Annotated in this window: 18 protein-coding genes; 4 read left to right on the forward strand and 14 right to left on the reverse strand. The window is 58.1% G+C overall.

The genetic code is table 11. The features are described 5' to 3' along the window. Positions 1 to 141: 141 nt before the first annotated feature. Entirely contained in the window at positions 142 to 1,755 is a 1,614-nt protein-coding gene (locus ACOQOQ_RS10230) for a thiamine pyrophosphate-binding protein (protein ID WP_420566889.1), read from the forward strand. Between the two features lie 391 nt (positions 1,756 to 2,146). On the opposite strand, the gene ACOQOQ_RS10235 is transcribed toward ACOQOQ_RS10230, so the two are convergent. The 5 genes from ACOQOQ_RS10235 to ACOQOQ_RS10255 form a co-directional block, all read right to left on the reverse strand. Next, on the reverse strand, positions 2,147 to 2,410 hold the full coding sequence (locus ACOQOQ_RS10235; RefSeq protein WP_420566890.1) for a zinc ribbon domain-containing protein: 264 nt from the start codon (positions 2,408 to 2,410) through the stop codon (positions 2,147 to 2,149). 52 nt (positions 2,411 to 2,462) lie between these two features. Beyond that, positions 2,463 to 3,296, reverse strand: coding sequence for a pentapeptide repeat-containing protein (locus ACOQOQ_RS10240; RefSeq protein ID WP_420566891.1), 834 nt, complete (start codon positions 3,294 to 3,296; stop codon positions 2,463 to 2,465). Between the two features lie 207 nt (positions 3,297 to 3,503). After that, entirely contained in the window at positions 3,504 to 3,869 is a 366-nt protein-coding gene (locus ACOQOQ_RS10245) for a response regulator (RefSeq protein WP_420566892.1), read from the reverse strand. 56 nt (positions 3,870 to 3,925) lie between these two features. Beyond that, positions 3,926 to 5,407: a response regulator gene (locus tag ACOQOQ_RS10250; protein ID WP_420566893.1), complete on the reverse strand. Its 1,482-nt coding sequence runs from the start codon at positions 5,405 to 5,407 to the stop codon at positions 3,926 to 3,928. Positions 5,408 to 5,410: 3 nt separating this feature from the next. Next, positions 5,411 to 7,156 (reverse strand): hypothetical protein, encoded by a 1,746-nt coding sequence (locus tag ACOQOQ_RS10255; protein ID WP_420566894.1) that lies wholly within the window; start codon positions 7,154 to 7,156, stop codon positions 5,411 to 5,413. A gap of 393 nt (positions 7,157 to 7,549) precedes the next feature. Between ACOQOQ_RS10255 and ACOQOQ_RS10260 the strand changes: the two genes are divergently transcribed. Together ACOQOQ_RS10260 and ACOQOQ_RS10265 are read left to right on the forward strand one after the other, a co-directional pair. Next, positions 7,550 to 11,464, forward strand: coding sequence for a PAS-domain containing protein (locus ACOQOQ_RS10260; protein WP_420566895.1), 3,915 nt, complete (start codon positions 7,550 to 7,552; stop codon positions 11,462 to 11,464). Positions 11,465 to 11,542: 78 nt separating this feature from the next. Continuing rightward, complete coding sequence (locus ACOQOQ_RS10265; RefSeq protein ID WP_420566896.1) at positions 11,543 to 13,255, forward strand: ferritin-like domain-containing protein; 1,713 nt, start codon at positions 11,543 to 11,545, stop codon at positions 13,253 to 13,255. A 189-nt stretch (positions 13,256 to 13,444) separates the two neighbouring features. Here ACOQOQ_RS10265 and ACOQOQ_RS10270 read toward each other — a convergent pair whose 3' ends face one another. The 9 genes from ACOQOQ_RS10270 to xdhA all read right to left on the reverse strand — a co-directional run bounded on the left by ACOQOQ_RS10270 (position 13,445) and on the right by xdhA (position 23,926). After that, on the reverse strand, positions 13,445 to 13,783 hold the full coding sequence (locus ACOQOQ_RS10270; RefSeq protein WP_420566897.1) for a carboxymuconolactone decarboxylase family protein: 339 nt from the start codon (positions 13,781 to 13,783) through the stop codon (positions 13,445 to 13,447). A 74-nt stretch (positions 13,784 to 13,857) separates the two neighbouring features. Beyond that, positions 13,858 to 14,508 carry a DUF938 domain-containing protein gene (locus ACOQOQ_RS10275; protein WP_420566898.1) on the reverse strand — a complete coding sequence of 217 codons (651 nt, stop codon included), beginning with the start codon at positions 14,506 to 14,508 and terminating at the stop codon, positions 13,858 to 13,860. A 120-nt stretch (positions 14,509 to 14,628) separates the two neighbouring features. Continuing rightward, a complete protein-coding gene (locus ACOQOQ_RS10280) occupies positions 14,629 to 15,702 on the reverse strand; it encodes a BMP family ABC transporter substrate-binding protein (protein ID WP_420566899.1) in 1,074 nt (357 codons plus the stop codon). Between the two features lie 36 nt (positions 15,703 to 15,738). Further along, the gene (locus ACOQOQ_RS10285) at positions 15,739 to 16,659 is read right to left on the reverse strand and encodes an ABC transporter permease (protein WP_420569757.1); all 921 of its coding nucleotides are present in this window, start codon (positions 16,657 to 16,659) and stop codon (positions 15,739 to 15,741) included. Next, complete coding sequence (locus ACOQOQ_RS10290) at positions 16,659 to 17,741, reverse strand: ABC transporter permease (protein ID WP_420566900.1); 1,083 nt, start codon at positions 17,739 to 17,741, stop codon at positions 16,659 to 16,661. The genes ACOQOQ_RS10285 and ACOQOQ_RS10290 overlap by 1 nt, the downstream gene beginning before the upstream one ends. 51 nt (positions 17,742 to 17,792) lie before the next feature. Further along, positions 17,793 to 19,310: an ABC transporter ATP-binding protein gene (locus ACOQOQ_RS10295; protein WP_420566901.1), complete on the reverse strand. Its 1,518-nt coding sequence runs from the start codon at positions 19,308 to 19,310 to the stop codon at positions 17,793 to 17,795. Beyond that, positions 19,307 to 20,242, reverse strand: coding sequence for a xanthine dehydrogenase accessory protein XdhC (xdhC, locus tag ACOQOQ_RS10300; RefSeq protein ID WP_420566902.1), 936 nt, complete (start codon positions 20,240 to 20,242; stop codon positions 19,307 to 19,309). Before xdhC ends, ACOQOQ_RS10295 begins: the two co-directional genes overlap by 4 nt. Beyond that, complete coding sequence (xdhB, locus tag ACOQOQ_RS10305; protein WP_420566903.1) at positions 20,232 to 22,544, reverse strand: xanthine dehydrogenase molybdopterin binding subunit; 2,313 nt, start codon at positions 22,542 to 22,544, stop codon at positions 20,232 to 20,234. Before xdhB ends, xdhC begins: the two co-directional genes overlap by 11 nt. Continuing rightward, on the reverse strand, positions 22,541 to 23,926 hold the full coding sequence (gene xdhA, locus ACOQOQ_RS10310) for a xanthine dehydrogenase small subunit (protein ID WP_420566904.1): 1,386 nt from the start codon (positions 23,924 to 23,926) through the stop codon (positions 22,541 to 22,543). The genes xdhB and xdhA overlap by 4 nt, the downstream gene beginning before the upstream one ends. Before the next feature lie 212 nt (positions 23,927 to 24,138). On the opposite strand from xdhA, the gene ACOQOQ_RS10315 reads away from it, so the two are divergent. Continuing rightward, positions 24,139 to 24,933 (forward strand): DUF6544 family protein, encoded by a 795-nt coding sequence (locus ACOQOQ_RS10315; protein WP_420566905.1) that lies wholly within the window; start codon positions 24,139 to 24,141, stop codon positions 24,931 to 24,933. Positions 24,934 to 24,959: the final 26 nt, after the last annotated feature.

The following is a 24,959-nucleotide window of genomic DNA, read 5'->3' on the forward strand; positions in this document are numbered from 1 at the left end:
GAATTGCGCGTAATATTGTTCTAAATGGCAAAATGGCCGCGAAATAGCGTCGATTCATGTGGATAATTGCGCACTTTACGCGACCCTTCGCCGATACAAGTTGGTCAAGCGCAAACAGACCTTCGATCGGTGATCAGCATCATGTACGTCTATCAATCCATTTCCCAATCCCTTCTTGATCATGGCCTCGACACGATGTTCGGCCTGATGGGAGACGCCAACCTTTTCCTGGTCGACCATTTCGTTCGTGCCGGGGATGCAACCTTTGTCCCCGTCGCCTATGAAGGCAGCTCTGTTCTGATGGCATTGGCGCATGGGCGGGTCAGTGGAACGGTGGGCATCGCAACGGTGACCCACGGCCCGGCCCTGACCAATTGCATCACCGCTCTGACCGAAGGCGCGCGCGGACGGGTCCCCATGGTGCTTTTGGCGGGGGACACACCCGTTGCCAACCCGCAGAACCTGCAGAACATCAACCAGCAAGCGACCGTGGCCGTGACCGGAGCGGGGTTTGAGCAGATGCGCTCTCCTCAGACGGCCTCTTATGACGTGGCCCATGCGATTTACCGCGCGCAGGTCGAAAAGCGGCCCATCGTGCTGAACATGCCCGCCGATTTCATGTGGCAAGAGATCGAGCATGAAACCCACGTTTTTCCTGCCTTCACTGCGCCGTCCTATGTGCCGCAGGGCGATGATCTGGACGAAGCCGTGGGCATGATCGCCAGCGCCAAGCGTCCGATAATCCTTGCAGGTATCGGTGCCAGGGACGCGGTAGACCAGATTACCCGCCTGGCCGACAGGCTGGAGGCCCCGGTGGCCACCACGTTGAAAGCCAAGGGCATGTTCAACGCGCATCCCTATAACATCGGTATCTTCGGCACACTGTCGACACCCGCCGCCTATGACGCCATCGCCAAGGCCGATTGCGTGGTCGCCTTTGGCACCTCGTTGCATCATTTCACCACGGACAAGGGCGGCCTGATGAAGGGCAAGCGGGTGGTGCAAATCAACAATACAGTCACCGAGGTTGCCAAGAACTTTCATCCCGACGCCGCCTTGATTGCCGATGCGGGGCTGACCGCGGATAACATCACATGGTGGCTGAACGAGGCCGAGATCCCCGGCAGCGGTTTCACGGCCGAGCTGGACATGCAGGTGCTGACCGCCCATCCCAAGGGGAACCCTGAAAAGGCCACCAAGGGCTTTGTGAACTATGAATACGCCCTGGACCGGCTTGAGGATGCGTTGCCCAAGGATCGGTTCCTGACCACCGATGGGGGGCGCTTCATGACCGAGGTCTGGTGCCGCATTTCGTGCCCCAATGCCGAAAGCTTTATCGCGACAGCCAATTTCGGCTCGATCGGGTTGGGGCTGCAGGTGGCCATCGGCGCAGGCTATGCGGTGCCCGACAGGCCCGTGGTGCTGTTTACAGGGGACGGGGGCTTCATGATGGGCGGCATCAACGAGTTCAACACCGCGGTGCGTATGAAACAGGATCTGATCGTGATCGTTGCCAATGACTCGGCCTATGGGGCCGAGCACATACAGTTCCTTGATCGCAAGATGGATCCGGGGCTTACCATGTTCGACTGGCCCTCGTTCGCGCAGGTGGCAACCGCACTGGGCGGGCAGGGGGTGTTGGTGCAATCGGCCGAGGACTTGGAACACGCCATCCAGGCGATCGAGGCACGCAATAAACCCCTGCTGATCGAGCTGCGACTTGACCCCAATGATGTACCGCGTATGCGGCTGTGATCCATGGTGGCGTTAAGCCGTGTGTGTGGCGGTCCGATCTCCTATGGGTCCGCGTCGTCTGGCCCGATCAAGAACAGATTGAGCGTTTCAACCCGATGAAAAGCTTCGCGTTCGGTGCAGACGTGCGCCGTGAGTTTGCCGCCAGGGACATGGATGCCCGCGGCGATGGAATGACGATTTTCGGGATTTCTCGTCAGAAATCGTGACTGGAGAAAACGCTCAATGCGCTGGCATTGGGTAAGCAAATTGGTGTGCTCAAGCCTTGCGCCCGTGAGCGTTGAAAAAGAAGAGGACGCCCCGGTTGAGAAACAACACATGCGGCCCGGCAGGGTACGATAAACGGCGCTTTAAGACCCGGGGGCTACCCGGGAATGCGTTGTCGCCAAACCCGCTATCGTGGCCCTTTCCAGCGTTCCAATTTTGGAATTCGCCTTGTCGCTAACCATGCAATAGCCTTTGGCCATCCTTGCCGTTGAAGGGCGTGGATGACGAGGTGCTGCATGCTTGTAGCCGTGATGTCAGGTTGCAGGAATTCGCCGTCGTCGTAGCAAAGCGAACAGTACTTCTGACTGTGCGCCCCGTCTTTTTCGAGCCCGCCAAGCTTGGGGTCTTTGGACAGCGGCATCCCGCAGCTTTGACAAACTAATTTCCCCATAAGAACCCCCTATTTCTGACCAGTGGTTTGAAAGGGCGCAGCGTTCTGGGCATCAACTTCGGCGGGCTATGGTGTTGGCCAAAATTGCCAGCAGCAGTCCCAACGTGAAATACCCAAGGATTACTTCGCTGATCACAAACAGCTCGCCGAAAAGGCTGTCGGCGGTCACGTCACCAAAGCCAAGCGTCGTGTAGGTCACCACGGAATAGTAAAATGGGGTGAACCAGGTCTGCGCAGAGTTCGAATAGTCCATGATGTGCCAGCCATAGACCATATCCATCAAGTAGATCAGACCATAGAACGTGGCGATGATGAAGGCGTAGAAGGCGACCTTCAGCAGGCTGCGGCCATGATCGATCAGCCCCCAGGATTTGAACAATAGCAGCTCTATTGAGCGCAGCATCCCGGGTTTTTTGTCCATCAGAACCTGATACAGCGTGTCGATATAGTCCTGGTCCTTTGCGTCACGCAAATAGATTGCGTTGCCGTAAATCAGGTCAATTCCCCGGACGCCGTAATAGAGCCCCATCATGTCCCGGTAGTTACCATAGACAAGATGGGTGACATTCACGTCGGTCATCTGGGCAAAGTGGAATTTGGCGCCGGTAATGTTGGCGCGCGTCAGGTCGGCCCCGCTTAGGTCGCAATGAGAAAAATCCGCGCCTCTCAGATCGGCCTCGGTGAAATTGACACCCCTGAGGTCCGCGCCGCGAAAATCTGCTCCGCGGCAAGTTGTGGATGACATATCTGCGTTGGACAAGTCGGCCTCTAGCAGGACCGCGCCCGTCAGGTCGGCCTTGTAAAGAGCGGCCTGATGCATCAGCGCCCGGGTCAGGTCGGCACCGTGGAAAATTGACTTTTTCAGGTTCGCGCGGGTCAGGTCCACGTCAAAAAAATCAGATCCTGAAAAGTCGCACTCTGCGAGATTACGCTCGTTGAGTTTTTGTTCCGAGTAATCGCTTTTTGTCAAAGGCGCATCGTTTGCAGAGATATGCGCCCTTGCAGCCTGCCAATCGTCACCGCCAGAGAGCATTGCTTTCTTGATAGCCTCAGCTTCCAATATTCCCGCCTCCAGTCACCAACAAATGGTATTTCAGGTTCCCAAAAGCGCGTCGATCTTGCCCAGAAGCCGTTTCAAATCTACCGGCTTGGTGTCGTATTCGTCTGCCCCGGCTTCCAGCGCCTTTTCCTTGTCGCCTGCCATGGCGTGTGCGGTCAGCGCAATCACCGGTATCGCCTTGGTCTTGTCGTTGGATTTCAGGTGGCCCGCGGCCTCCCATCCGTCCATGACCGGCAAGCTCATATCCAGAAGGATCAGGTCAGGGGCTTCCAGGGTGGCCATGTCAACGCCCTGTTGGCCGTCAAAGGCCATCGTCACTTCGAAGCCCTTTTTTTTCAGCCTTCTAGATAACATATCGCGGTTCATTTCATTGTCTTCAACGAGCAATATTTTTACCATGATTTCCCCACTTCATGTTGTCTGAGATTTTGCACACAAAGTCGTGAGCTGGCAAGTCAGTTGACCTGCTCGCTGTTTTCGTCACTCGTCAGCAGGCGTTCCACCAGTTTGCGCAAGTGCATTTCCAGCATGGCTTCAAAGGTCGATCCGTCGTCGAACATGTGGAAAGCGGCGACATAGCTGCCGTCCTCGCCAATCAGGAAACGGTCGACATAGTTTTGCAGACGATCAATTTGGTCGAGCCGTTCCAGCACCTCGTTTTTGTCGGCAAGCGACAGGTGCGGCGCGCCGCTTTTGCGGTAAAGCAGCATTTCAGGACGGCCATTTTCGCGATAGCCATAAAGCGCGTCCTCGAACTCGAACGCGGTCCCGCTGTCGTAGATCGACCCATCCTCGCGTTTGATCGTGTCCGGCAAAGGAGAGCCGATGCGTGACCACAGGATGCCGATGTAGATATCGGTTTGTCGCGGCGGATGGATTTGCGCCTGAAACGTGTCCGAGGCAAGAAGAGGCTCTTCTTCCCAGAGGATCGGAACCAAGTAGGCTTTGCCCGAGAATTCTTCGTTCAGACGGTTGATGATCGTTTTGCAGATCAGCCGTTCGGGGATCACGTCGCCGGGCGAAGAGATAAAGACACGAAACTGGCGGGCCACGTTCTGACGCAGGCGGACTTTTTCGAGACAGGCGTTTATGCGGGCGGTCAGAAGGATAGGGTTGAAGGGTTTGGCGACGTAATCCTCGGCCCCGTGAAGGATGCATTGCACCATCAATTCGGAGTCGTCAGCCGCCGACAGCATGATCACCGGTATGGTACGCAGCCGGGCCGAGTTCTGGATGATCTCCAGAGTTTCCAGTCCGGACAGGCCGGGCATTTTCTGGTCCAGCAGGATCAGGTCATAGCGACGTTCATCCAGCGCCTCAAGGGCGGCTTCTCCGCTAACCACGCAGGTAGAAGAGTAACCGCTGCGGGCAAGCCGACGGGCCAGCAGTTCGCGGTTGGATGGGTCGTCATCGACAACCAGAATTTCGCCGCCGACGCCGAAAATCGACGAAAGCGCGGGCTGTTCCCCGGATGGTTTGGCGGCAGGACTTTTCTTTTTCTTGGTCGCTTTTACAGCGAAATGCGGGCCGATGTTTTCCACCATCTGCAACACATTGCCTTGCGCCGAAGTGATGTGGTCGAGATCGTCTATGATGTCGTCGAACCCATCTTCAATCGCGTCCTCGCGCAGCATTTCGGCATAGCCCGAGATGTGGTTCAGCTGAAGGCGCAACTGGAACTGAGCGTCGGCAAAATCGATCTCATCCGCCGAATTCTTGGCTGCGTTGAAGTGCTGGTCGATCAGCCCCAGCATCTTGTGGCCCGCGTTCTGGATCGCCTCCAGATCGCCCGAAAACATCTTGACCATGTCGTCTTCCAGTTCCTCGGCAATCATCTCGGCATATCCGATGATATGCCCGATCGGTGTGCGCAGGTCGTGCCGCAACTCTGACAAGAGGGATTTGAAAGTGGTTTGCTCGGGCGAGGGGGCGGACATCGGTCAACCAGCCGCCGGTGGTTCGTGTTCCCGGTGGTAGCGGTGCGCGGACCAGAGATAGATTTCCGCCAGCGCCCGTTCGGCAAGGTCCGAGACGATCCTTTGTTTCGCTTCCTGCGTTGTGCAGGCGGCCATCTGGTCTTTTGCGGCGGTGAAATAGCGACGCTGGTTGGCGTACTGCCAGATCAGTTCCCGCATGGCCATTTTCCCCTGATAAAGCTCCCACACTGCCAGCCAAAGCGGCAAGAGGCCCATCAGGAACACCAGCCAGGTCTTGACGCTGAAACCGACAAAGCCGGATTTCTTCATCTCGTACTTGAACAGGATTAGCGCCACCGCACCGGCGACGGAACCAAGCAGTAGTGCTGCCTTGATCACCTCCAGCCGCTTGTGCCGGTCATGAAGCTGGTGCAGTTTCTTGGCGAAGTACTGGCTTTGGTCATCGATCCAGTGGTCATGCACCGCCTGCATCCGTTCCGGGCTGGGCTTGTGATCTTCGTAGGTCACTGGCTCCATGCAGCGGGCTGCGTCAGGCAGCCATTCAAAATGCTGGAAACGATCGACGCTGGTCAGGCTCATCACCCGGCGGACGCTGAACCCTGCGCCCGCACCGGACACCAGCAGAAAAAATTGCACCCGCATTGTTTCTGCAAGAGCACGATAAGACAGGTGCTTGCCCAGCCAATGCCGAGCAGCGCTGATCCTGAACAGGATGTAACCGACGAGAAACAAGGCGACGTACAAAACAAGAAAGATTTCCAGGGCGGCCAACTTGGCATAGACAAGGAAGAACAGGCCCATGGCGCCGGCAATAAAACCAAAGGCCATAAACAGCCCGTCGGAATTCTTCTGGTTCCCCATCGCCAATTGATCGGCTCTCAGGAATTCGCGGTTTATGGCCTTCGCTTGTGCGGACCCACCCAATTCGCCATCTTCGGCAAGCGGCCAGACAGGCAGGTCAGCAGAAATATCCGAGAACCGATCCTGTGCAAAAGCTTCAAACCCGGCCCAGCGGTTCAGGAAACCTTGTGGACAATCGCTCATCTCTTGGAAAGAAGAGCCAGAGGCATCAGACACAAGATAGGCCGGCACATCGGTCAAGATATGATCTGGGTTTTGCACCCGGCGTGTTTTGATCCAGATGGCGATTTCGCCGCAATCTTCGAACTGGATATCACCCGAAGGCAGAAAGACCGGGTTCTGATACCGGGCGCGGCCTGACAGGTAGGTGCTGATGACATCCGAGGTGCCGCCCTTCTGTTCCAGCATCAGACCGTCCCAAAGCGCCATCAGAACGTTGGAGCGACGGGTCAGGAAGTCCATCAACATCTCGTACTGAACCACACGATCCTCAGAGGATAACTGATCCCTGCCCTCGTTTTCCTCAGCCAGCGGGATCTCGAAACAGTCCACGCGTTCATCGTCGGCCAGTTCTTTGAAACGCGTCAGAGCCGCACCTTCAAAATCCTGTTCGTAGAACTTTCGCGGCATGGGCAGTACCGCGCTCACATGCAAACCCATTTCAAGGGCAACCTCGGCTGCGAGTGTGTCCGCACCTTCTGCCAGTCCCGTCACCAGCCTTACCGGCAGATGGTCGAAATTTGCCGCGATTTTTTCAAGTGCTTTGGCGATGTCGTCTCGTAGCTTGTGGTGGTCCGCTTCGACCAGATCACGGTGCCCTGTTACGCCAATTACAAACTCGCAGGCGATCACGGATGATGCGCCGGTATTTTCCTCTGATCGTGTCAAATCACTAGCCCCGTTTTTCCGCGTGCCAGCCGTCCCGGCAATTTTCCTTAACAATTCTAGCATTTTGTGGAATGTTTATCCAAAAAAACAAAGAATGCTCTGGGAGGGGAGATATCTGCCGCAAAACACGGGCAGAATCTGCACGGACAAACTTCCGGCTACGAACAATGCCGGGGGCTCCGCGCCAAGCTAAATCATCACCGACTGTCGACCCCCCGTTTCAAAAGACTAGGCCTCTGAAGAACGAAGTACACTTGGATCAGTGGCTTCTGTTTCGGCCGATCGTCAAAAGAGGGAATGAAAATGGTCGCGAAGAGGAAAAAGATCAGACCGGGATCGCACGACGATCTTGAAGGGTTGGCGCGACTACCGGATGAGTCAACCAGCCCGGTGATGCGCCTGGACCCTAAGGGGCTGCTTCTCTACGCGAACAAGTTTTCCCGAACCTTGACCAAACTGGTGAACCCGAAGACCGAAAAGGTTGATGCAAGCCTCGTGAAAACGGCCATTGCGCAGTACAAGGCCGACACGGAATTACGTATCGACTATCCGGTTAACGACGTCATCTACGAACTGGCGATCGTTCCGGTGCACGAGTTTGAGTACATCAATATTTATGGTCGCGACGTCACCGCGATGCGCGAAGCGGTGAAACAGGCGGCCGACCTTGCAAAATTTCCGAATGAAAACCCTAACCCGGTGATGCGGGCGCTGGGCAATGGCAATGTCCTTTTTTGCAACAACGCTTCGGAAGCCATTCCCGGCGTAATCGAGCTGGGGCCACCCATCCGCCTAAGCACGCAGCTTGCAAACACCGCAGGCGAGGCGATGCGAACGCGCGAAACGCAAACTGTCAAACTGGAAAGCGGGGACCAGACGTTCCTGTTTAGCTTTTCCCCGGTTGATGGTGAAGAGTACGCAAATGTTTACGGCCGGGACATCACCGCCGAAATCGAGGCGCAAAAGGCGCATATAGCCGCCAACAATCAACTTGAACAACGCGTGGCCGAAAGGACCGCCTCGGTGCGCTTGTTGCAGAACATCGTGTTGGCCGCCAACAGTGCAGAAAGCTTCGAGGCAGCCTTGCAAACGGCGCTGCACGAAATCTGCATCTACACGAACTGGCCGGTGGGGCACGCCTATATCGTCGAAAATCGGGATGGCCAAAGCACGCTTGTGCCGACCGGCATTTGGCATATTGAAACGTCCTCGGCCATGGCAGATCTAAGGCAAGCGACCGAGGGCCTTAGGTTCGGTGAAACCGCAGATCTTCCCGGTCAGGTGTTGGCAGAAGGCCGCGAGGTTTGGGTTGAAAACTTGTCGTCACGGCCAGAATTTCGACGCAAGGAATTCATCGAAAAGGTCGGGTTGAAGGCTGCCATGGCGTTTCCGGTCACGCTGGATTCCCAAGTTATCGGTGTGTTGGAGTTTTTTGCGCAGGACATCTCTCCGGCAAACATCGAAATCATAAAAACATTGGAACATGTCGGCGCTCAATTGGGGTCGGTGGCAGAACGCAAGCGCGCAGAGGACGCACTGTCGTTAAGCCAAAAAGAGGCGGCGGTGGCGCATTCGCGTTTGAACGACGCTGTCGAGGCCATGGGCCAGGCGTTCGTGCTGTTCGACCCGGACGACCACATCGTTTTGTTCAACCAGAAATACCGCGAGGTCATCCGAAGTTTTACCGGGGGGGTCGAACCAAAGATTGGCGAGCATTTCGTGGTTCAACTGACTTACAACGCGGTTATCCGCCATGCCGATAAAACACCGGAAGAGCAAAAGGCCTGGATACAGGAGGTGTTGAAGTATCGTGCCAGCGCAAAGACCCGGCTTTCCGAGGATCAGGCCCCAGACGGCCGATGGTACAGGACCGAAGGGTTCACGACGTCCGAGGGTGGTACGGTTTCAGTCTATACCGATATCACCGAGTCCAAGAATACCGAAGAAGAGCTTTCCCGGCTGGCGAAAGAAGCAGAGGTGGCACATACACATCTGAGCTCTGCCATCGAGGCTATGGACCAGGGGCTTATCCTGTATGACGCGGATGACAAGGTCGTCCTCATGAACAAGAAATGCAGCGAGATCATGGGGCAACTGGCGGGCGGACATCCACCGCAGGTTGGCGATAGTTTCGAAGACTACATTCGGCGGGCCAGAAATCCCGCACGGAAGTTCGAGACCGAGGACGACCGCGAAGCCTGGATCCAGTCGGTGTTGAAGAACCGCCGGGAAAACAAGGTCCGGCGATCCGAAGACATGTGGTTAGATCGCTGGTTCCGCACCGAAGGCTTCCCGACCAAAGACGGTGGCACTGTTTCGGTCTTCACAGATATTACCGAGGCCAAGAAACATGAAGAAGAGCTGGCGAGGCTCGCCAAGGAAGCCGAGGTGGCGCATTCTCATCTGAGTTCCGCCATCGAAGCCATGGATCAGGGGCTGGTGCTTTATGACGAGGCCGATCGGGTCGTTCTGTTGAACCAGAAATGCGCCGAGATCATGGCCCAGCTTTGCGGTGGAGTGGCCCCGAAAGTCGGTGAAAACTTCGAAACGGTCATCCGCCGCTCGCGCAACCCGTCCAGAACGTTTGACACCGAGGAAGAGCGAGAAGCCTGGGTTCAGACTGTCCTTAAAAGTCGTGCGGAAAACAAAACCCGCCAGTCCGAGGACAAGTTCTTTGATAAATGGTATCGCACTGAAGGCTACCCGACCAAGGATGGCGGTACGGTTTCGGTCTTTACTGACATCTCAGAAGCCAAGAAACACGAGGAAGAATTACAGCGGCTTCTGGACGAATTGGAAGTCGCCCGCGACGAAGCAGTCAGCGCCAATGCGGCCAAATCTCAGTTCCTCGCCAATATGAGTCACGAGCTCCGCACACCGCTGAACGCCATTATCGGCTATTCCGAGTTGCTGATTGACGATGCCGAGGATGACGACAACGAGGAATACATTCCCGACCTCGAGAAAATTCAGAACGCTGGCAAGCATCTTCTGGGGTTGATCAATGACATCCTGGACCTGTCAAAGATCGAGGTCGGCAAGATCGAGTTGTTCATCGAGGAATTGTCAGTCGCCGAGATGCTTGAAGACGTGTCGAACACCATCAAGCCCTTGGTCGAAAAGAACAACAACACGCTTGAAATCTCGATCGACAAAGCGGTCAGTACAATCCAATCCGACCTGACCAAGCTGCGGCAAAACCTGTTCAATCTGTTGTCCAATGCGGCGAAGTTCACAGAAAACGGCGTGCTGCACGTGGATGTCCGGCTTGAACCTGGCGATCTTGTCGCTTTCGACGTGAAGGATCAGGGCATCGGCATGACGCCCGAGCAGTTGGGAAAGATTTTCGACCCATTCACACAGGCCGATTCCTCGACCTCTAAAAAATTTGGGGGAACCGGTTTGGGCCTGACGATCACGCGCGAATTCTGTCGGATGCTGGGCGGCGATATTTTTGCGGTCAGCGAGGCCGGTGTCGGAACAACATTCACCATGAAGGTCGCTGTCGACGCGAACAGCTTGCGCACTGAAGACCAGAATGCAGACGATCTTGGCCTTGATGGCAACGTGGATGAGAATGCCCCGCTGGTGCTGATCATTGATGATGACAGGAACGTCCGCGAACTGCTGCATCGCAATCTTTCCGCTTCGGGGTACCGCACAGAGCTGGCAAAAAATGGAAAGGAAGGCTTGGAAAAGGCGAAAAAGCTGAAGCCGGATGCGATCACCCTGGATGTAGTCATGCCGCATACCGATGGATGGTCGGTTCTGACCCAACTGAAAGGGTCGAAAGAGACCGAGAATATTCCGGTTGTCATGGTGACAATCGCGGAAGATCGCAGTTTGGGATTTTCTCTTGGTGCAGCAGAATATCTGTCAAAGCCCGTAGATCGCAAAAAGCTGGTTTCGGTGCTCGACAAGTTCCTGATCGAACGCGCAGGATCAACCGTTTTGCTTGTCGAAGACGACAAGGCCACCCGGTCGATGATGCGCAAATTCCTGGAGAAAGAGGGCGCCACAGTTGTCGAGGCCGATAACGGACGGCGCGGCGTCGAAGCCATGTCCAAAAACCGGCCTTCGCTTGTTCTTCTGGATTTGATGATGCCGGAAATGGACGGTTTCGAGTTTGTCGAAGAGTATCGCAAAAACAAAAGCTGGCATGACATTCCTATCGTCGTCGTGACAGCGAAAATTCTGACAAAGGAAGAAAAGCTAAAGCTCGATGGTTGGGTCGAAGCTCTCTACAGCAAGCTGGAAAGCAGCATCGAAGACGTGCTGCATGACATCAAAGAGCTGTTGCCCAGGTGACTTAGCTATCTTCCTGTAATTAAAGACGAACTTTCAGTGCGCTTGTGCGGAGTGTGACAAAAATAAACGGGGGAAATCATGACTATTTCAAATCTGGCAAGCTTGCGGAAACATCTGCAATGGGCAATCGAGCTGGAACACGCGACGCTGGCGCCTTATCTGTCAGCCCTGTATTCAATAAAAGACGGGACCAATATTGAATCCGCCGAGGTCATAAAGAGCGTCTTTTTAGAAGAGATGCTGCACATGGCATTGGCCGCCAACATTTTGAATGCGATTGGCGGCACACCCCGATTTGACTACGATGGTTTCATCCCCACGTACCCAACGCCGCTTCCGCATGGTGACGGTTCTTTCATCGTCAACCTGGGTAAGTTTTCGCCCGAGGGCGTAAAAACCTTCATGAAAATCGAACGACCAGCCGAGACCGATGCCGAGCCGCTTGAAGAAAACTATCACTCTATCGGCCAGTTCTATTTGGCAATCATCGAGGGGTTGAAGTCCTGCTGTGAGGCATTGGGGGAAGAGGCGGTTTTTTCCGGCGACCCGGCTTGGCAACTGACCGCCGAAACCACCTATTACGGCGGAGCAGGTCACCTTATCGCGGTTACGGATTTGTCATCCGCCTTGGACGCGATGAAAGAGATCGTAGAGCAGGGCGAGGGACTGGACCATGCTTCGGTCTTTGATGGCGATCACAACATGTTCCACCCCGAACGTGAGGAGGTCGGCCACTATTTTCGCTTTCAGGAAATCCTTGAAGGGCGCAGTTATCAGCCGGGTGACACCGCGGAATCAGGCCCGACTGGTGACGCTTTCACAGTGGATTGGGACGCTGTGCATAACATGCGGACAAATCCGGATATCAATGATTATCCCCCTGACAGTCCGGAACGTGAAAAGATGGAGGCGTTAGCGCAGGGCTACAGCGACATGCTTCGGATGATGGAACGCTCGTTTGCTGGCGAGCCAAGGCTTTTCGGTGAAACTGTCGGCACGATGTTCGAACTGCGGCACCTGATAAAAGAACTGGTCGAGATGCCGTCAGGTGATGGTAAAACCACCGTTGGTTCCTATTTCGCCTATCGACCTCCGGCGCATGCGCATAAATGCTGGATCGAGATCCGCGAATCCGGCCCCTATGCTGTTCATGGCGACATCCCTTTGGTTCGCAAAACGCGCGTCACCAGCGCCGAAGGCGAGGCGCTGACCTGGGCGACGACGGAAACGATTGCAACCGATGAAGTCTATGTATTGTGCCGTTGCGGGCAGTCCAAAACCAAGCCTTTTTGCGATGGCACTCATGATTACATTGATTTTGACGACAAGGGTTCCGCCGACTTTGCGCCCATATCCGAGACACAGGAAATCCTGGAAGGCGATGGCATCCGGGTGAAAGTGGACAACTCTTACTGTATCCACGCGAAGTATTGTTTCAATAAAACCAGCGGCATCCGCGCACTGATGCCTGAAAGCGGAAGCGCCAACGCGAAAAGCCAAATTATCTCGATGGTCGATCGCTGCCCTTCTGGAACCTTCGTTTACGAGTTGCCTTTGGATGGTGAGATGACCGAGATCGAGCCGGATATGCCGCGCGAGGTTGCCGCGATTTCCAAAGATTCCCGCTCTAAAACCGCAGGGCCGCTGTGGGTTTCTGGCGGCGTTCCCATCCTGAAATCAGACGGCACCCAATTGGAAACGCGCAATCGCGTTACGCTGTGCCGCTGCGGTAAATCGAAAAACAAACCCTTCTGTGATGGGACGCACGCAACCATCGATTTCGAAGAATAACCGGCAAGGAAAAGGACGGGCATTGGCCGCAATCAAGAAAACTTCAAGGTTTTGAGGTCTTTAGTCGTTGGGTTTGGTGGGATCAGGCCATCTGCGACATGTTGAGAGCAGACCAGATCTGAAGGTGGTCCCGATCGCCTTTGGAGGCGACCGGCGTTTGCATCTGACGGGCTTGTCAACTCGCGGCGCTTATTCCGCCGTCAGCTCGTCATAACATTCCAGCGCCTTGGCGGCATACATCATCGAGGGGCCGCCGCCCATCTGAATGGTCATGGCCAGCACGTCGCCGACTTCTTCGCGGGTTGCGCCTGCCTTGATCAGGGTCTCGACGTGCAGAACGATGCAGGAATCACAGCGCATGGCCACGGCGATGCCAAGGGCGATGAACTCTTTGGTTTTGAATTCCAGAACGCCGCCTTCCTTGACCGATTTGCCAAGGCCACCAAAGGCGCGGGTTGTATCGGGGATGCATTTGTTCAGCGAGCGCAACTGGTCGCGAGTGCCGTTCAGCTTGTCTGTCCAGGTCATATTCAGCCTCTCTAATATTTGTGAGGCCGTGAAACCATGCCGCGCCGCGGCGGGCTTTGATCCTGATCAGATTTTCAGGGTTTCCGCGCGACAAAACACAGATTGTTGGCGGGCATTTCGATGACCTGAACCAGCTCCAGCCAATTGTGCTGCAGCCAGTCAATCACATCCCAATCGTCCTTGTAGCCAATCGTGGGGTCTTGCGCGATCAGGCTTGCGTTGAAGCGCGCATCCCCGTCCGAGGTGGTCTCTCCGTCCCGCAAGAAGGGGCCGTACAGCACAAAACGCCCACCGGGGGCCAGGGCCAGGGCGGCTTCGGCGATCAGGGTTTTGGCGGCGGCTTCAGGGATCAGGTGCAGAAGGTTGACCAGCAAGATCAGGTCCAGACCGCGATGCTCGGCCGACCAGCCGGGGGTGGCGGCGTCCAGATCAATTGCGGGGCGCAGGTTGGCAATGTCCTGCCCATGAGCATCAATCGACCGGCGGCGTGCCGCATCAGGATCGCTGGGTTGCCAGCTTAGGCCGGGATGTTGCGGGGCCAGGTGTGCGATGTGTTCGCCCGTGCCCGAGGCGATTTCCAGCGCCGCCCCAGATTGAGGCGCATGTTCGGCCAGAACAGCGGCGATAGCTTCGATATTCCGGGCGGCCGATGGGGCGAACATGCGTCCATCAGGGCCGGTTTCAACAACAGAGGCGGTGTCGGGCAGGTTAAGCTTATTGGTCATGCCTCAAGGGATGGCACGACAGCCGGGCCAAGGCAACTGCCGCCGTATCATTGCCCTGAAAACAAGATGGCCCCGCCAGCAGGGGCGAGGCCAGTGTTTGCTAACGCAATCCCGAAAGGCTTATTGGGGGATCGAGCCTTCGATGCCTTCAACATAGAAGGCCATACCAGCCAGCGTGCCATCGTCAGCAGTTTCGCCGTCGGCCAGCCAGGGGGTGCCGTCCTGTTTGTTCAGCGGGCCGGTGAAGGCGTGATAAGAGCCATCGGCCAGCGCGGCCTTCAGCTCCAGTGCGGCGGCTTTCACGTCGGCGGGAACAGCATCGGAAATCTCGCCGATGCCGACCATGCCAGCACCGATACCATCCCAGGTGTCTTTGCTTTCCCAGGTGCCATCCATGACGGCCTTGGTGCGCGCGATGTAGTAGGGCGCCCAGTCATCGATGATCGAGGAAACGCGCGGCATCGGGGCGTATTCACCCATGTCCGAGGCCTGACCGAAGGTGTACACATTACCGGCAGCCTGTGCGGCGGCTTGCGGCGCGGTGGAATCGGTGTGTTGCAGGATCACGTCAGCGCCCTGTTCGATCAGCACCTTCGCGGCGTCGGCCTCTTTGGCGGGATCAAACCACGTGTAGGCCCAGACGATTTTGAATGTGACATCGGGGTTCACTTTCTTGGCGTGGATATAGGCCGAGTTGATGCCGCGGATCACTTCGGGGATCGGGTAGGATCCGATATAGCCGATGACGTTCGACTTGGTCAGGTTGCCCGCGATGGTGCCCTGAACGGCGCGGCCTTCGTAGAAACGGGCCGAGTAGGTGGACACGTTAGCCGCCCGTTTATAGCCGGTGGCGTGCTCGAATTTCACGTTCGGGAATTTCTTGGCCACGTTCAGGGTGGGGTCCATGTAACCAAACGAGGTGGTAAAGATCAGGTCCGCGCCTTCCAGCGCCATCTGGGTCATCACACGCTCGGCATCGGGGCCTTCGGGGACGCTTTCGACATAGACGGTTTCAACCTTGTCGCCAAAGGCCTCTTCTACGGCCAGGCGGCCCTTGTTGTGTTCATAGGTCCAGCCGCCATCGCCGACGGGGCCGACATAGACAAAGCCGACCTTGGTCTTGTCATCCGCCATGGCCGAGGTCGCCAGACCCAGCGCCATCGCGGCGGTGCTTAGAAGTTTCACGAGTTTCATGCAGGTTCTCCCTGTTACTTGCAGGTTAGTTAGGCCTCATTGCGAGGCGTGGAAGGATCGGCCCAGCGAGGCAGGTGCCCCGCTGCGGTCAGCCGACATGATGACGAGGACGAGGATGGTGATGACATAGGGCGACATCGCCAAAATCTCGACCGGGATGGCGATGCCCGCGGCCTGCAGGTTCAGCTGCAGCACGTTCACGCCTCCGAACAGGCACGCGCCCAGCAGCACGCGCCAGGGTTTCCAGCTGGCAAACACCACCAGCGCCAGAGCGATCCAGCCGATACCGGCGGTCATCCCCTCGGTCCATTGGGGGACGCGGATCAGGCTGATATAGGCCCCGCCCAGACCAGCGCAGGCGCCACCGAACAGGATGGCCAAAACGCGGATGCGCACAACCTTATAGCCCAAAGCATGCGCCGCATCATGGTTTTCCCCCACCGCGCGCAGGATCAACCCGGCACGTGTGTATTTCAGCACGGCCCAAGTGCCCAAGGTCAGGAAAAACGCCAGATAGACTACGAAATCCTGGGTGAACAGGATGGGCCCCAGCACCGGGATTTTTGACAGAATAGGGATGTCAAATTCGGGAAAAGCAGGCGGCTTGACCCCCTGATAACCCTGACCGATCAAAGCCGAAAGACCCAACCCGAACAACGTCAGCGCCAGCCCCGAGGCGACCTGATTGGCCAAGGCAAATTGCGTGAGGATCGCAAAGAGCAAAGACAAAGCCGCCCCCCCGATTGCTGCGGCCACCAGCCCCAAAACGGGCGATCCGGTATTCACCGCGATGGCAAACCCGCAGATTGCGCCGGTGATCATCATCCCTTCGACGCCCAGGTTCAGAACGCCGGCTTTTTCCACCACCAGCTCTCCCAAAGCGGCCAGCAACAAGGGGGTCGCAGCCACGATCAATGACGCCAGCAGCAAGATCGGATTGATCGAGGACATATCCATCACGCAGCCTCCCCTTTGGTCATTTTGATCTTGAAATTGGTTAGAACGTCCACCGCCAGCAGGAAGAACAACAGCATCCCCTGGAACAGTTGGATCGCGGCCGAGGGCAGGCCAAGCTTGGATTGCGCGATCTCACCACCAATATAGGTCAGCGCCATCAGCCCACCCGCCAGCAGAATTCCCACCGGATGCAGGCGGCCCAGAAACGCGACAATGATCGCCGTGAACCCATAACCAACGTTGAAATCAATGCTGACCTGACCCGAGGGGCCGGAAACCTCGAACATGCCCGCCAGTCCGGCCAGCGCACCCGATGTCCCAAGGCAGAACAGGATCAGCCGCGCCGGAATGACCCCGGCAAAGCGCGCGGCGCGCGGGGCCTCGCCGGTCAGGCGAATGTGAAAGCCCAGCATGTGCCGGTTCAGCAGGACATAGGCGAAAATTACCGCGATAAACGCCGCGACGACCCCCCAATGCATACCCGATCCGGTAATCAGCTCGGCATTATGAGCGCTGTCATACTGCTGCAGGTTTCTCGACCCCGGAAAGCCAAACCCTTGCGGGTTTTTCATCAATCCCAAGGACATAGAGGCCAAAAGCTGTTCGGCCACATAGACCAGCATCAGGCTGACCAGGATCTCGTTCGTTCCGAATTTCACCTTCAGCAGCGCCGGGATCATCGCCCACAGCATCCCGCCAACCGCGCCGGCGATCACCATGGCCGGGAACAACCACCAGGCCTCCAGCGGATATAGCGCCAGCGCCACGCCAGCCCCGCATAATGCACCCACGATATACTGCCCCTCGGCGCCGATATTCCAGATGCCGGCGCGAAAGCCCAGGGACAACCCGATCGCGATCAGCACCAAGGGCGCACCCTTCACCAACAACTGCGGGCGATAGTAAAACGCGAACTCGGAAAATAGCGGGTCCCAGAAGATTGTCCGGATCGCCACCAGCGGGTCCTTGCCCAGAAAGGTGAACAGGATGCCGCCCGCGATCATCGTTAATACAACCGCCAGAACCGGCGTTGCATAGGTCCACATTTGCGACGGCTGAGGCCGCTTCTCCAGTCTCAGCATTGCCCGGCCCCCGCCTTCTTTGCTCTATAAATACTCAATGAAGGCAACAGCTTAAACATGTGCTTCCTCCATGCCATGGGCGCCACCCATCATCAGGCCGATCTCGTCCACCGTCAGGCCGCGTGCGGGGCGGATATCCGACAGGCGCCCCTCGTTCAGCGCGCCGAAATGGTCCGAGATTTCCATCAATTCGTCCAGATCCTGGCTGATGACGATCACCGCGGTCCCGCCCGCCGCCAGATCCAGCAGAGCCTGACGAATATCGGCGGCGGCAGCGGCATCCACGCCCCATGTGGGTTGGTTCACAATCAACACCGTTGGCAGTTGCATCACTTCGCGACCAATGACGAATTTCTGCAAGTTGCCCCCCGACAGGGATCGCGCGGCATTTCCCGGGCCGGGGGTGCGCACGTCAAACCGTTCGATCACGGCCTCGGCAAATTCACGCGCCTTTCCCCATTTCAAAAAACCATTGCTCTCCAGCCCCTGCCGAACCGAGGCCGTCAGCAGCGCGTTCTCTGTCAGGCTCATGTCCGGGGCGGCTGCGTGTCCCAGCCGTTCCTCGGGCGCGGTCAGCAAGCCCAGTTTGCGCCGCGCGGTAGGACCCAGCCGGCCCACGGGCTGTGCTTCCATTTTTACGCTGCCCGGTGCGGTCAGGATTTCGCCAGACAGGGCGGCCAGCAGCTCGTCTTGACCGTTCCCGGCAACCCCTCCGATTCCCAGAATTTCACCCGAGCGTACCTGTAACGATATCCCTTTTAGCGAGGTCCCGAATTCCGACGGCGATTTGACCGCCAGATCCGTCAGTTCCAGAAGAACCGGCCCCAGATCTCCCCCGGCGCGCTCGGGGACATGTAGTTGGCTGCCCACCATCATCTCGGCCATTTCGCGGGCCGAAACCTCGCGCGGGGTACAGGTGCCGACCTTTTTGCCCAGTCGCAAAATGGTGGCGCTTTCACACAGGGCGCGGATTTCTTCCAGCTTGTGGCTGATATACAGGATGGCCACCCCCTCCGAGGTCAGCTTGCGCAGGGTGCGGAACAGGATTTCGACCTCTTGCGGGGTCAAAACGCTGGTGGGTTCGTCCATGATCAACAGGCGCGGGTCCTGTAACAGGCAGCGGATGATCTCGACCCGTTGGCGTTCCCCCGCAGACAGGTCCCCAACCGTGCGATAGGGGTCCAGCGGCAGACCATAGGTCTCGCTGACCTCTTTGATCCGCGCAGCCAGATCACCCATTTTTGGCGGATTTTCCATGCCAAGCGCGATGTTTTCGGCCACGTTCAATGCGTCAAACAGGGAAAAGTGCTGGAACACCATTGCCACACCGGCAGCGCGCGCGCTGCGCGGTTCGGCCGGGGAAAAGGGTTCGCCGCGCAGGGTCATGGTGCCACTGTCAGGTTTGACCAGACCATAAATCATTTTGACCAGCGTGGATTTCCCCGCGCCGTTTTCCCCCAGCAGGGCGTGTACCTCGCCCTCTTTGATGTCGAACGAGACGTCGCTGTTTGCGACGACCCCCGGATAGGCCTTGGTCAGGCCCTGTATCGAAAGCAGCGTCCCTGTCACCCGGTTTTTCCCTTGAGTTGCGGAGTCTTACGCTCCGTTTTTGTCAGTATGTCACGCACCACGCCGATCGCAATGGCCTGAGGATGTTTCCCCAACGTCGGGTCCCCAATGGGGCATTCAATGCGCGAAATGCTTGCCAACTGGTGGCCCAGATCCTGCAGCCGCGCGCGAAATCGAGCCCACTTTGTCTGTGATCCGATCAGCCCACAGCGGGCGAATCCATGCGACAGCAACGCGTGGCAAAGCGCCAGGTCCAGCGCGTGAGAATAGGTCAAGATCAAGTGTTGCGCGTCCCTGGGGGCGTGGGCGGCCAGAACCTCGGGTTTGGCAGCGGGCAGCGCGGTGACACCCTTGGGCAGCGGATCGGGGAAACGTTCGGGGGCAGTGTCCACCCAAGTGATCGCAAGGTTCGGCAGGGGGGCAAGCGTGGTCACAAGAGCGCGTCCCACATGCCCCGCGCCCCAGATCCACAGCGCCTGCTGAGGACGGTGGAGCGGTTCAATGAACCAGCCCTGGATCAGTTCAGTCTGTGGCGCCTCGCCTTGCGAGCGTGCCCGGGCAAGGGTGCGTTTGACGGCAAGCGGCATGTCCGAGCCATCAACAGGGCGGGCAATCACTTCACCTGTCAGCGTTTCCAGCCGTGGCTGGTCATAAACTTCCTGCAGCAGGGTGATACGCCCTCCGCAACATTGGCCCAGCTCGGGCCCTAAGGCGTGCCGGGACAGCCGATCTGCCTTTGATCTGCGCGCCTCTGTTGCGGCTTGAAATTCCAGCGCGCCGCCGCCGATGGTTCCGGACTGGCCACTTTCCCAGACCAGCATCGCTGCGCCGACCTCGCGTGGGCTGGACCCTTCAATCGCGGCGATTACCACGCGAACCACCCGTCCGTGCGTCGCAACGGCAGCGCGCAACGCGTCCAGATCAAACCCCATCGCGCAGCCTCCCGATTGTGGTCAACAAGCGTTCGGCGGTCGCGGGCGCATCCAGCGCGGGATAGTCCGCACCGCAGGCCGAGATCGCATCTGACAGCGCCAGCCACGCGGAAATCCCCAGCATAAAGGGCGGCTCGCCCACGGCCTTGGACCGGTAAATCGTCTCTTCGCGGTTCTGACCATCCCAAAGCGCCACGTTGAATACATCAGGCTGATCGGAAAACGCCGGGATCTTGTAGGTCGAGGGCGCATGCGTGCGCAGCCGCCCCTTGTCGTCCCAAACGAGTTCTTCGGTGGTCAGCCAGCCTGCGCCCTGCACATAGCCGCCTTCGACCTGACCGATATCCAAGGCCGGGTTCAACGAGGCCCCTGCATCATGCAGAATGTCCGCCCTCAAGATGCGATTTTCGCCCGTCAGCGTGTCCACAACCACCTCAGTCACCGCAGCGCCATAGGCGAAATAGAAAAACGGCCGTCCCTCGCCCTTGATCCTGTCCCAGGCCAGTTTGGGTGTCTTGTAAAACCCCGTTGCCGACAGGCTGATCCGGTTCTGATAGCAAAGCGCTGCGGCCTCGGCAAAGCTCATCTCCAGCTTGCCCGCTTTCACTTTGCCATCGGCAAAACTCACATCCTGCGCGCCGCTGTATTTGCGCAAAAATTCGGTCATCCGCCCGCGGATTTCATCGCAGGCGGCTTTCACGGCCATCCCGTTCAAGTCCGACCCGGACGAGGCTGCCGTGGCCGAGGTATTGGGCACCTTGGCCGTATCCGTGGCGGTGATGCGCACCACCTGCATATCCACGCCGAACCGGCTGGCCGCCACTTGTGCCACCTTCTGGAACAGACCTTGCCCCATCTCGGTGCCGCCATGGTTCATCTGGATCGAGCCATCCTGATAGACATGCACCAAAGCCCCGGCCTGATTCAGGTGGGTTAACGTAAAGGAAATCCCGAATTTCACCGGGCTGAAGGCAATCCCTTTCTTCAGCACCGGGTTGGCCTCGTTCCATGCGGCGACGGCCTTGCGCCGTTCAGCATAGCTTGCGCTTTGCAGCAGCTGGTCAGTCATCTGGTCCAGCACGAAGTCTTCGATCTGCTGGCCATAGGGCGTCAGGTTGCGTGCCTTTGCCTGTGGCGCCCCTTCGGGGGTGGATGGTTCCATCGCGTCATAATAATTGCGCCGGCGCAGCTCAGCCGGGTCCATCCCCAGCGCATGGGCCACATGATCCATCACGCGTTCAATCCCCACCATCCCCTGTGGGCCGCCGAACCCGCGATAGGCTGTGGCGCTTTGGGTGTTGGTCTTCAACCGATGGCTTTCGATCCGCACGTTGGGCAGGTAATAGGCGTTGTCCGCATGCAGCATCGCCCGGTCCGCCACGGGCAGGGTCAGATCCTGCGCCCAGCCGCCTCGGGTCAATTGCACGAAATCGACGCCTTGGATCATCCCCTCGTCATCAAAGCCCACACGATAGGTGATGCGGAAATCGTGGCGTTTGCCGGTGATGACCATGTCGTCATCGCGGTCATAGCGCATTTTGCAGGGCTTGCCGGTCAGTCGCGCTGCGATTGCGCAGGCGCAGGCCAGCGCGTTGCCCTGACTTTCCTTTCCGCCAAAACCACCACCCATCCGGCGCATTTCCACGCGGACGCGGTGCATCGCAACGCCAAGCGCCTCGGCCACCTTGTGCTGAATTTCTGTCGGGTGCTGGGTCGAGCTGTGGATCAGCATATCGCCATCCTCGCCCGGTATGGCCGCGGCGGCCTGACCTTCCAGATAGAAATGCTCTTGCCCGCCCAGTTCCAGCGCGCCTTCGACAACATTCGGAGCCTCGGCAATCGCAGCATCCGCATCGCCCATCGTATAGATGCGCGGGCCTTCCTCGAACCGGCTGTCAGCGGCCAAAGCCTCGTCCATCGTCAGGATCGGGGTGGATTCTTCGTAGGATACCACGGCCAGACGCGCGGCCTTACGTGCGATCAGATGGGTTTCGGCGACCACTATGAACAAGGGCTGGCCGACAAAATGCACGGTTCCGTCGCTGAGCAGCGGTTCATCATGGGCCGAGGGCGAGACATCATTGGCAAAGGGCAGATCCTCGGCCGTCAGCACCGCCACCACACCGGGCAGCGTGCGGACATCCGTCAGGTCCATCGCGGCGATCCGGCCCGCAGCGATTGTGGACAGCCCAAAGGCCAGATGCAGCGTGCCGGCCGGCGTCGGGATATCATCGACATAGCGCGCCTGGCCTGTCACATGCAGGTGGGCGGCGTCGTGGGGCAGGGGGCGGGTCACGCTCATGGCTGCACCTCCGCGCTCACATCATGCACGGACACATCCCCACCCAAGTCCTCAAGGAAATAGCGGCTGAGCATGTTGCGCGCGGCCTCAAGCCGATACTCAGCCGAGGCCCGCATATCGCTGAGCGGGGTGAAATCCTGCGCCCAGGCCTCCCATGCGGCGGCGATGGTATCGTCGGTCCACGGTTGGCCGATCAGGGCCTGTTCGACATGGGTAGCCCGTTTGGGAATGCCCGCCATGCCGCCGAAAGCGATCCGCGCGCCCGTAACCATGCCCTCCGCCACATCAATGTAGAAACACCCGCACACGGCCGAGATATCCTGATCAAACCGTTTCGACAGCTTATAGCATTTCAGCCGGTCGGCCTGTTTGGGAAGGGTGATCGCCTCGACGAATTCGCCCTCGGCGCGGTCCTGCTTGCCGTAGTCGACAAAGAAATCCTGCAGCGGGATTTCCCGGCGCGACAGATCGCGGCGCAGATGCAAGGTGGCCCCCAAGGCAATCAGCGCCGGTGGGCCGTCCCCGATGGGCGAGCCGTTGGCGATGTTCCCGCCAATCGTCGCCGCCGCCCGCACCTGCGCGGAACCATAGCGGCGCAGCATCTGCCCCAGCGAGGGGTGCAGCTCATCCATCAGCGGGATCAACCGCGCAACGGTGACGCCCGCGCCGATGGTGATACTGTCCTCGGTTTCCGTGATCTGTTGCAAATCGGTGCAGCGGTTCAAGAAGGCAACCTTGGGCAGGGTGCGCAGGTTTTTGGTGACCCACAGGCCGACATCCGTTGCCCCGGCAATCAGCGTGGCATCCGGGTTGGCCATATACCATTCGGCCAGCTGATCCGCGGTTTCGGGCTGCACCACGTCGCCCTGAAGGGCCGACGACGCATCGGGCAGGGTGAAATCCGACAGATGCGGCGGGGCTGGCTGATCCTCGGCGGCTTTGGCCGCGCGCAGGATCGGCACGTAGCCCGTGCAGCGACACAGGTTGCCTGCCAGGGCGGTGGCGTGATCGGTGTCCCCGTTCAAATGCGACGTCGCCATCGAGGCAATAAACCCCGGCGTGCAGAACCCGCATTGGCTGCCGTGATGCTCGATCATCGTCTTCTGCACAGGGTGCAGATCGCCCAAGGGCGAGGCCAGACCTTCGACCGTGCGAATGGATTTGCCGTTAAGCTGTGGCAGGAACAGGATGCAAGCGTTCAGCGCGCGATTGCCGTCCTCGTCCTGCACCATGACAGTGCAGGCGCCGCAATCCCCCTCGTTACAGCCTTCTTTGGTTCCCGTGAGGCCGCGTGCATTGCGCAGCCAGTCAAGCAGCGTCTCGGTGGCATTCACGTCGCGCAGCTCCACGCTCTCTCCGTTCAGAAGAAAGGTGACATCCATGATGTTTATGACCCGCCGCCTTACCGGATATTTGCCAGTAATGCCCGTCTTCGATGCGGCGTAGAAAACGGACAGGCCCCTGTTGTTCGCCTCAGCAAAGCGCGGATTTGACCGTTTGGCAAGAAAAACTGGCGATTTGTCCTGTTGTCATCGAAGCGTTTGCACGGAAAATGGGCACAGGCTTTGTGCCGGTCAACCAGAGGATTTCTGACATGATTTGGGCTGTTTGGGTGGTGTTGATATTGGCGGGGGCTGTCTTTCTGGGGTTGGCCATCGGGCGATGGCGGGCGCGGACAGAGCTGCGCCGTTTGTTGCAGGAAATGTCAACTAAGCCTTGGGTCGTAAAGGGAAACTTGCCAGAAGAGGTGCGCGCCTATGCGGCCAGATGTGGCGCCACTGGAACGCCTTCGGGGGTGTATTTGACTCAGAATGCAGAAATGGAGCTGTCACCCGGTGCCGCATGGCAGCGCTTGCTGGCGCAGCAGTGGATTGACGTCACGAAAGCAGGTTTCGTCTGGCAAGCGCGCCAAACCAAGGCGGGTCTGGTGTGGCTTAGGGTTATCGACGCGTATGTGCAGCGCCGGGGTCAGCTCATCGTGCGGCTTTTAGGGGCGATTCCCGTGGTGCGCGCCAAAGGCCCCGAGGTCGATGTTTCCGAAGCGATGCGGTTTCTGGCCGAACTTCCCTGGGCGCCCGATGCGATCCTGGCGAACCCCGACCTGCGCTGGGCGGTCCCCGCGCCGAACGTCTTTCGCGTTACGCTACATGATGTTTCGGTGGATTTGATCCTGAACAAAGCTGGCGACGTGGTCGAAATGCGCGCCAAGGACCGACCTGCCCTGGAAAACGGGCAGTTGATCCTGCGCGAATGGCGGGGAGTGTTCTCTGATCACAAAACCCTTGCGGGCCGCCGCATCCCCACCCGTGGGGAGGTTGGATACATGCGCGATGGCCAGTATCAACCTTACTATCGCGGGACCGTTACCGCCTATGAATTACGCCACTGACGTTTCGCATCTTCCCGGTGCCGGGC

This window comes from Thalassovita sp., assembly GCF_965218685.1.
Lineage (GTDB): Bacteria > Pseudomonadota > Alphaproteobacteria > Rhodobacterales > Rhodobacteraceae > Thalassobius.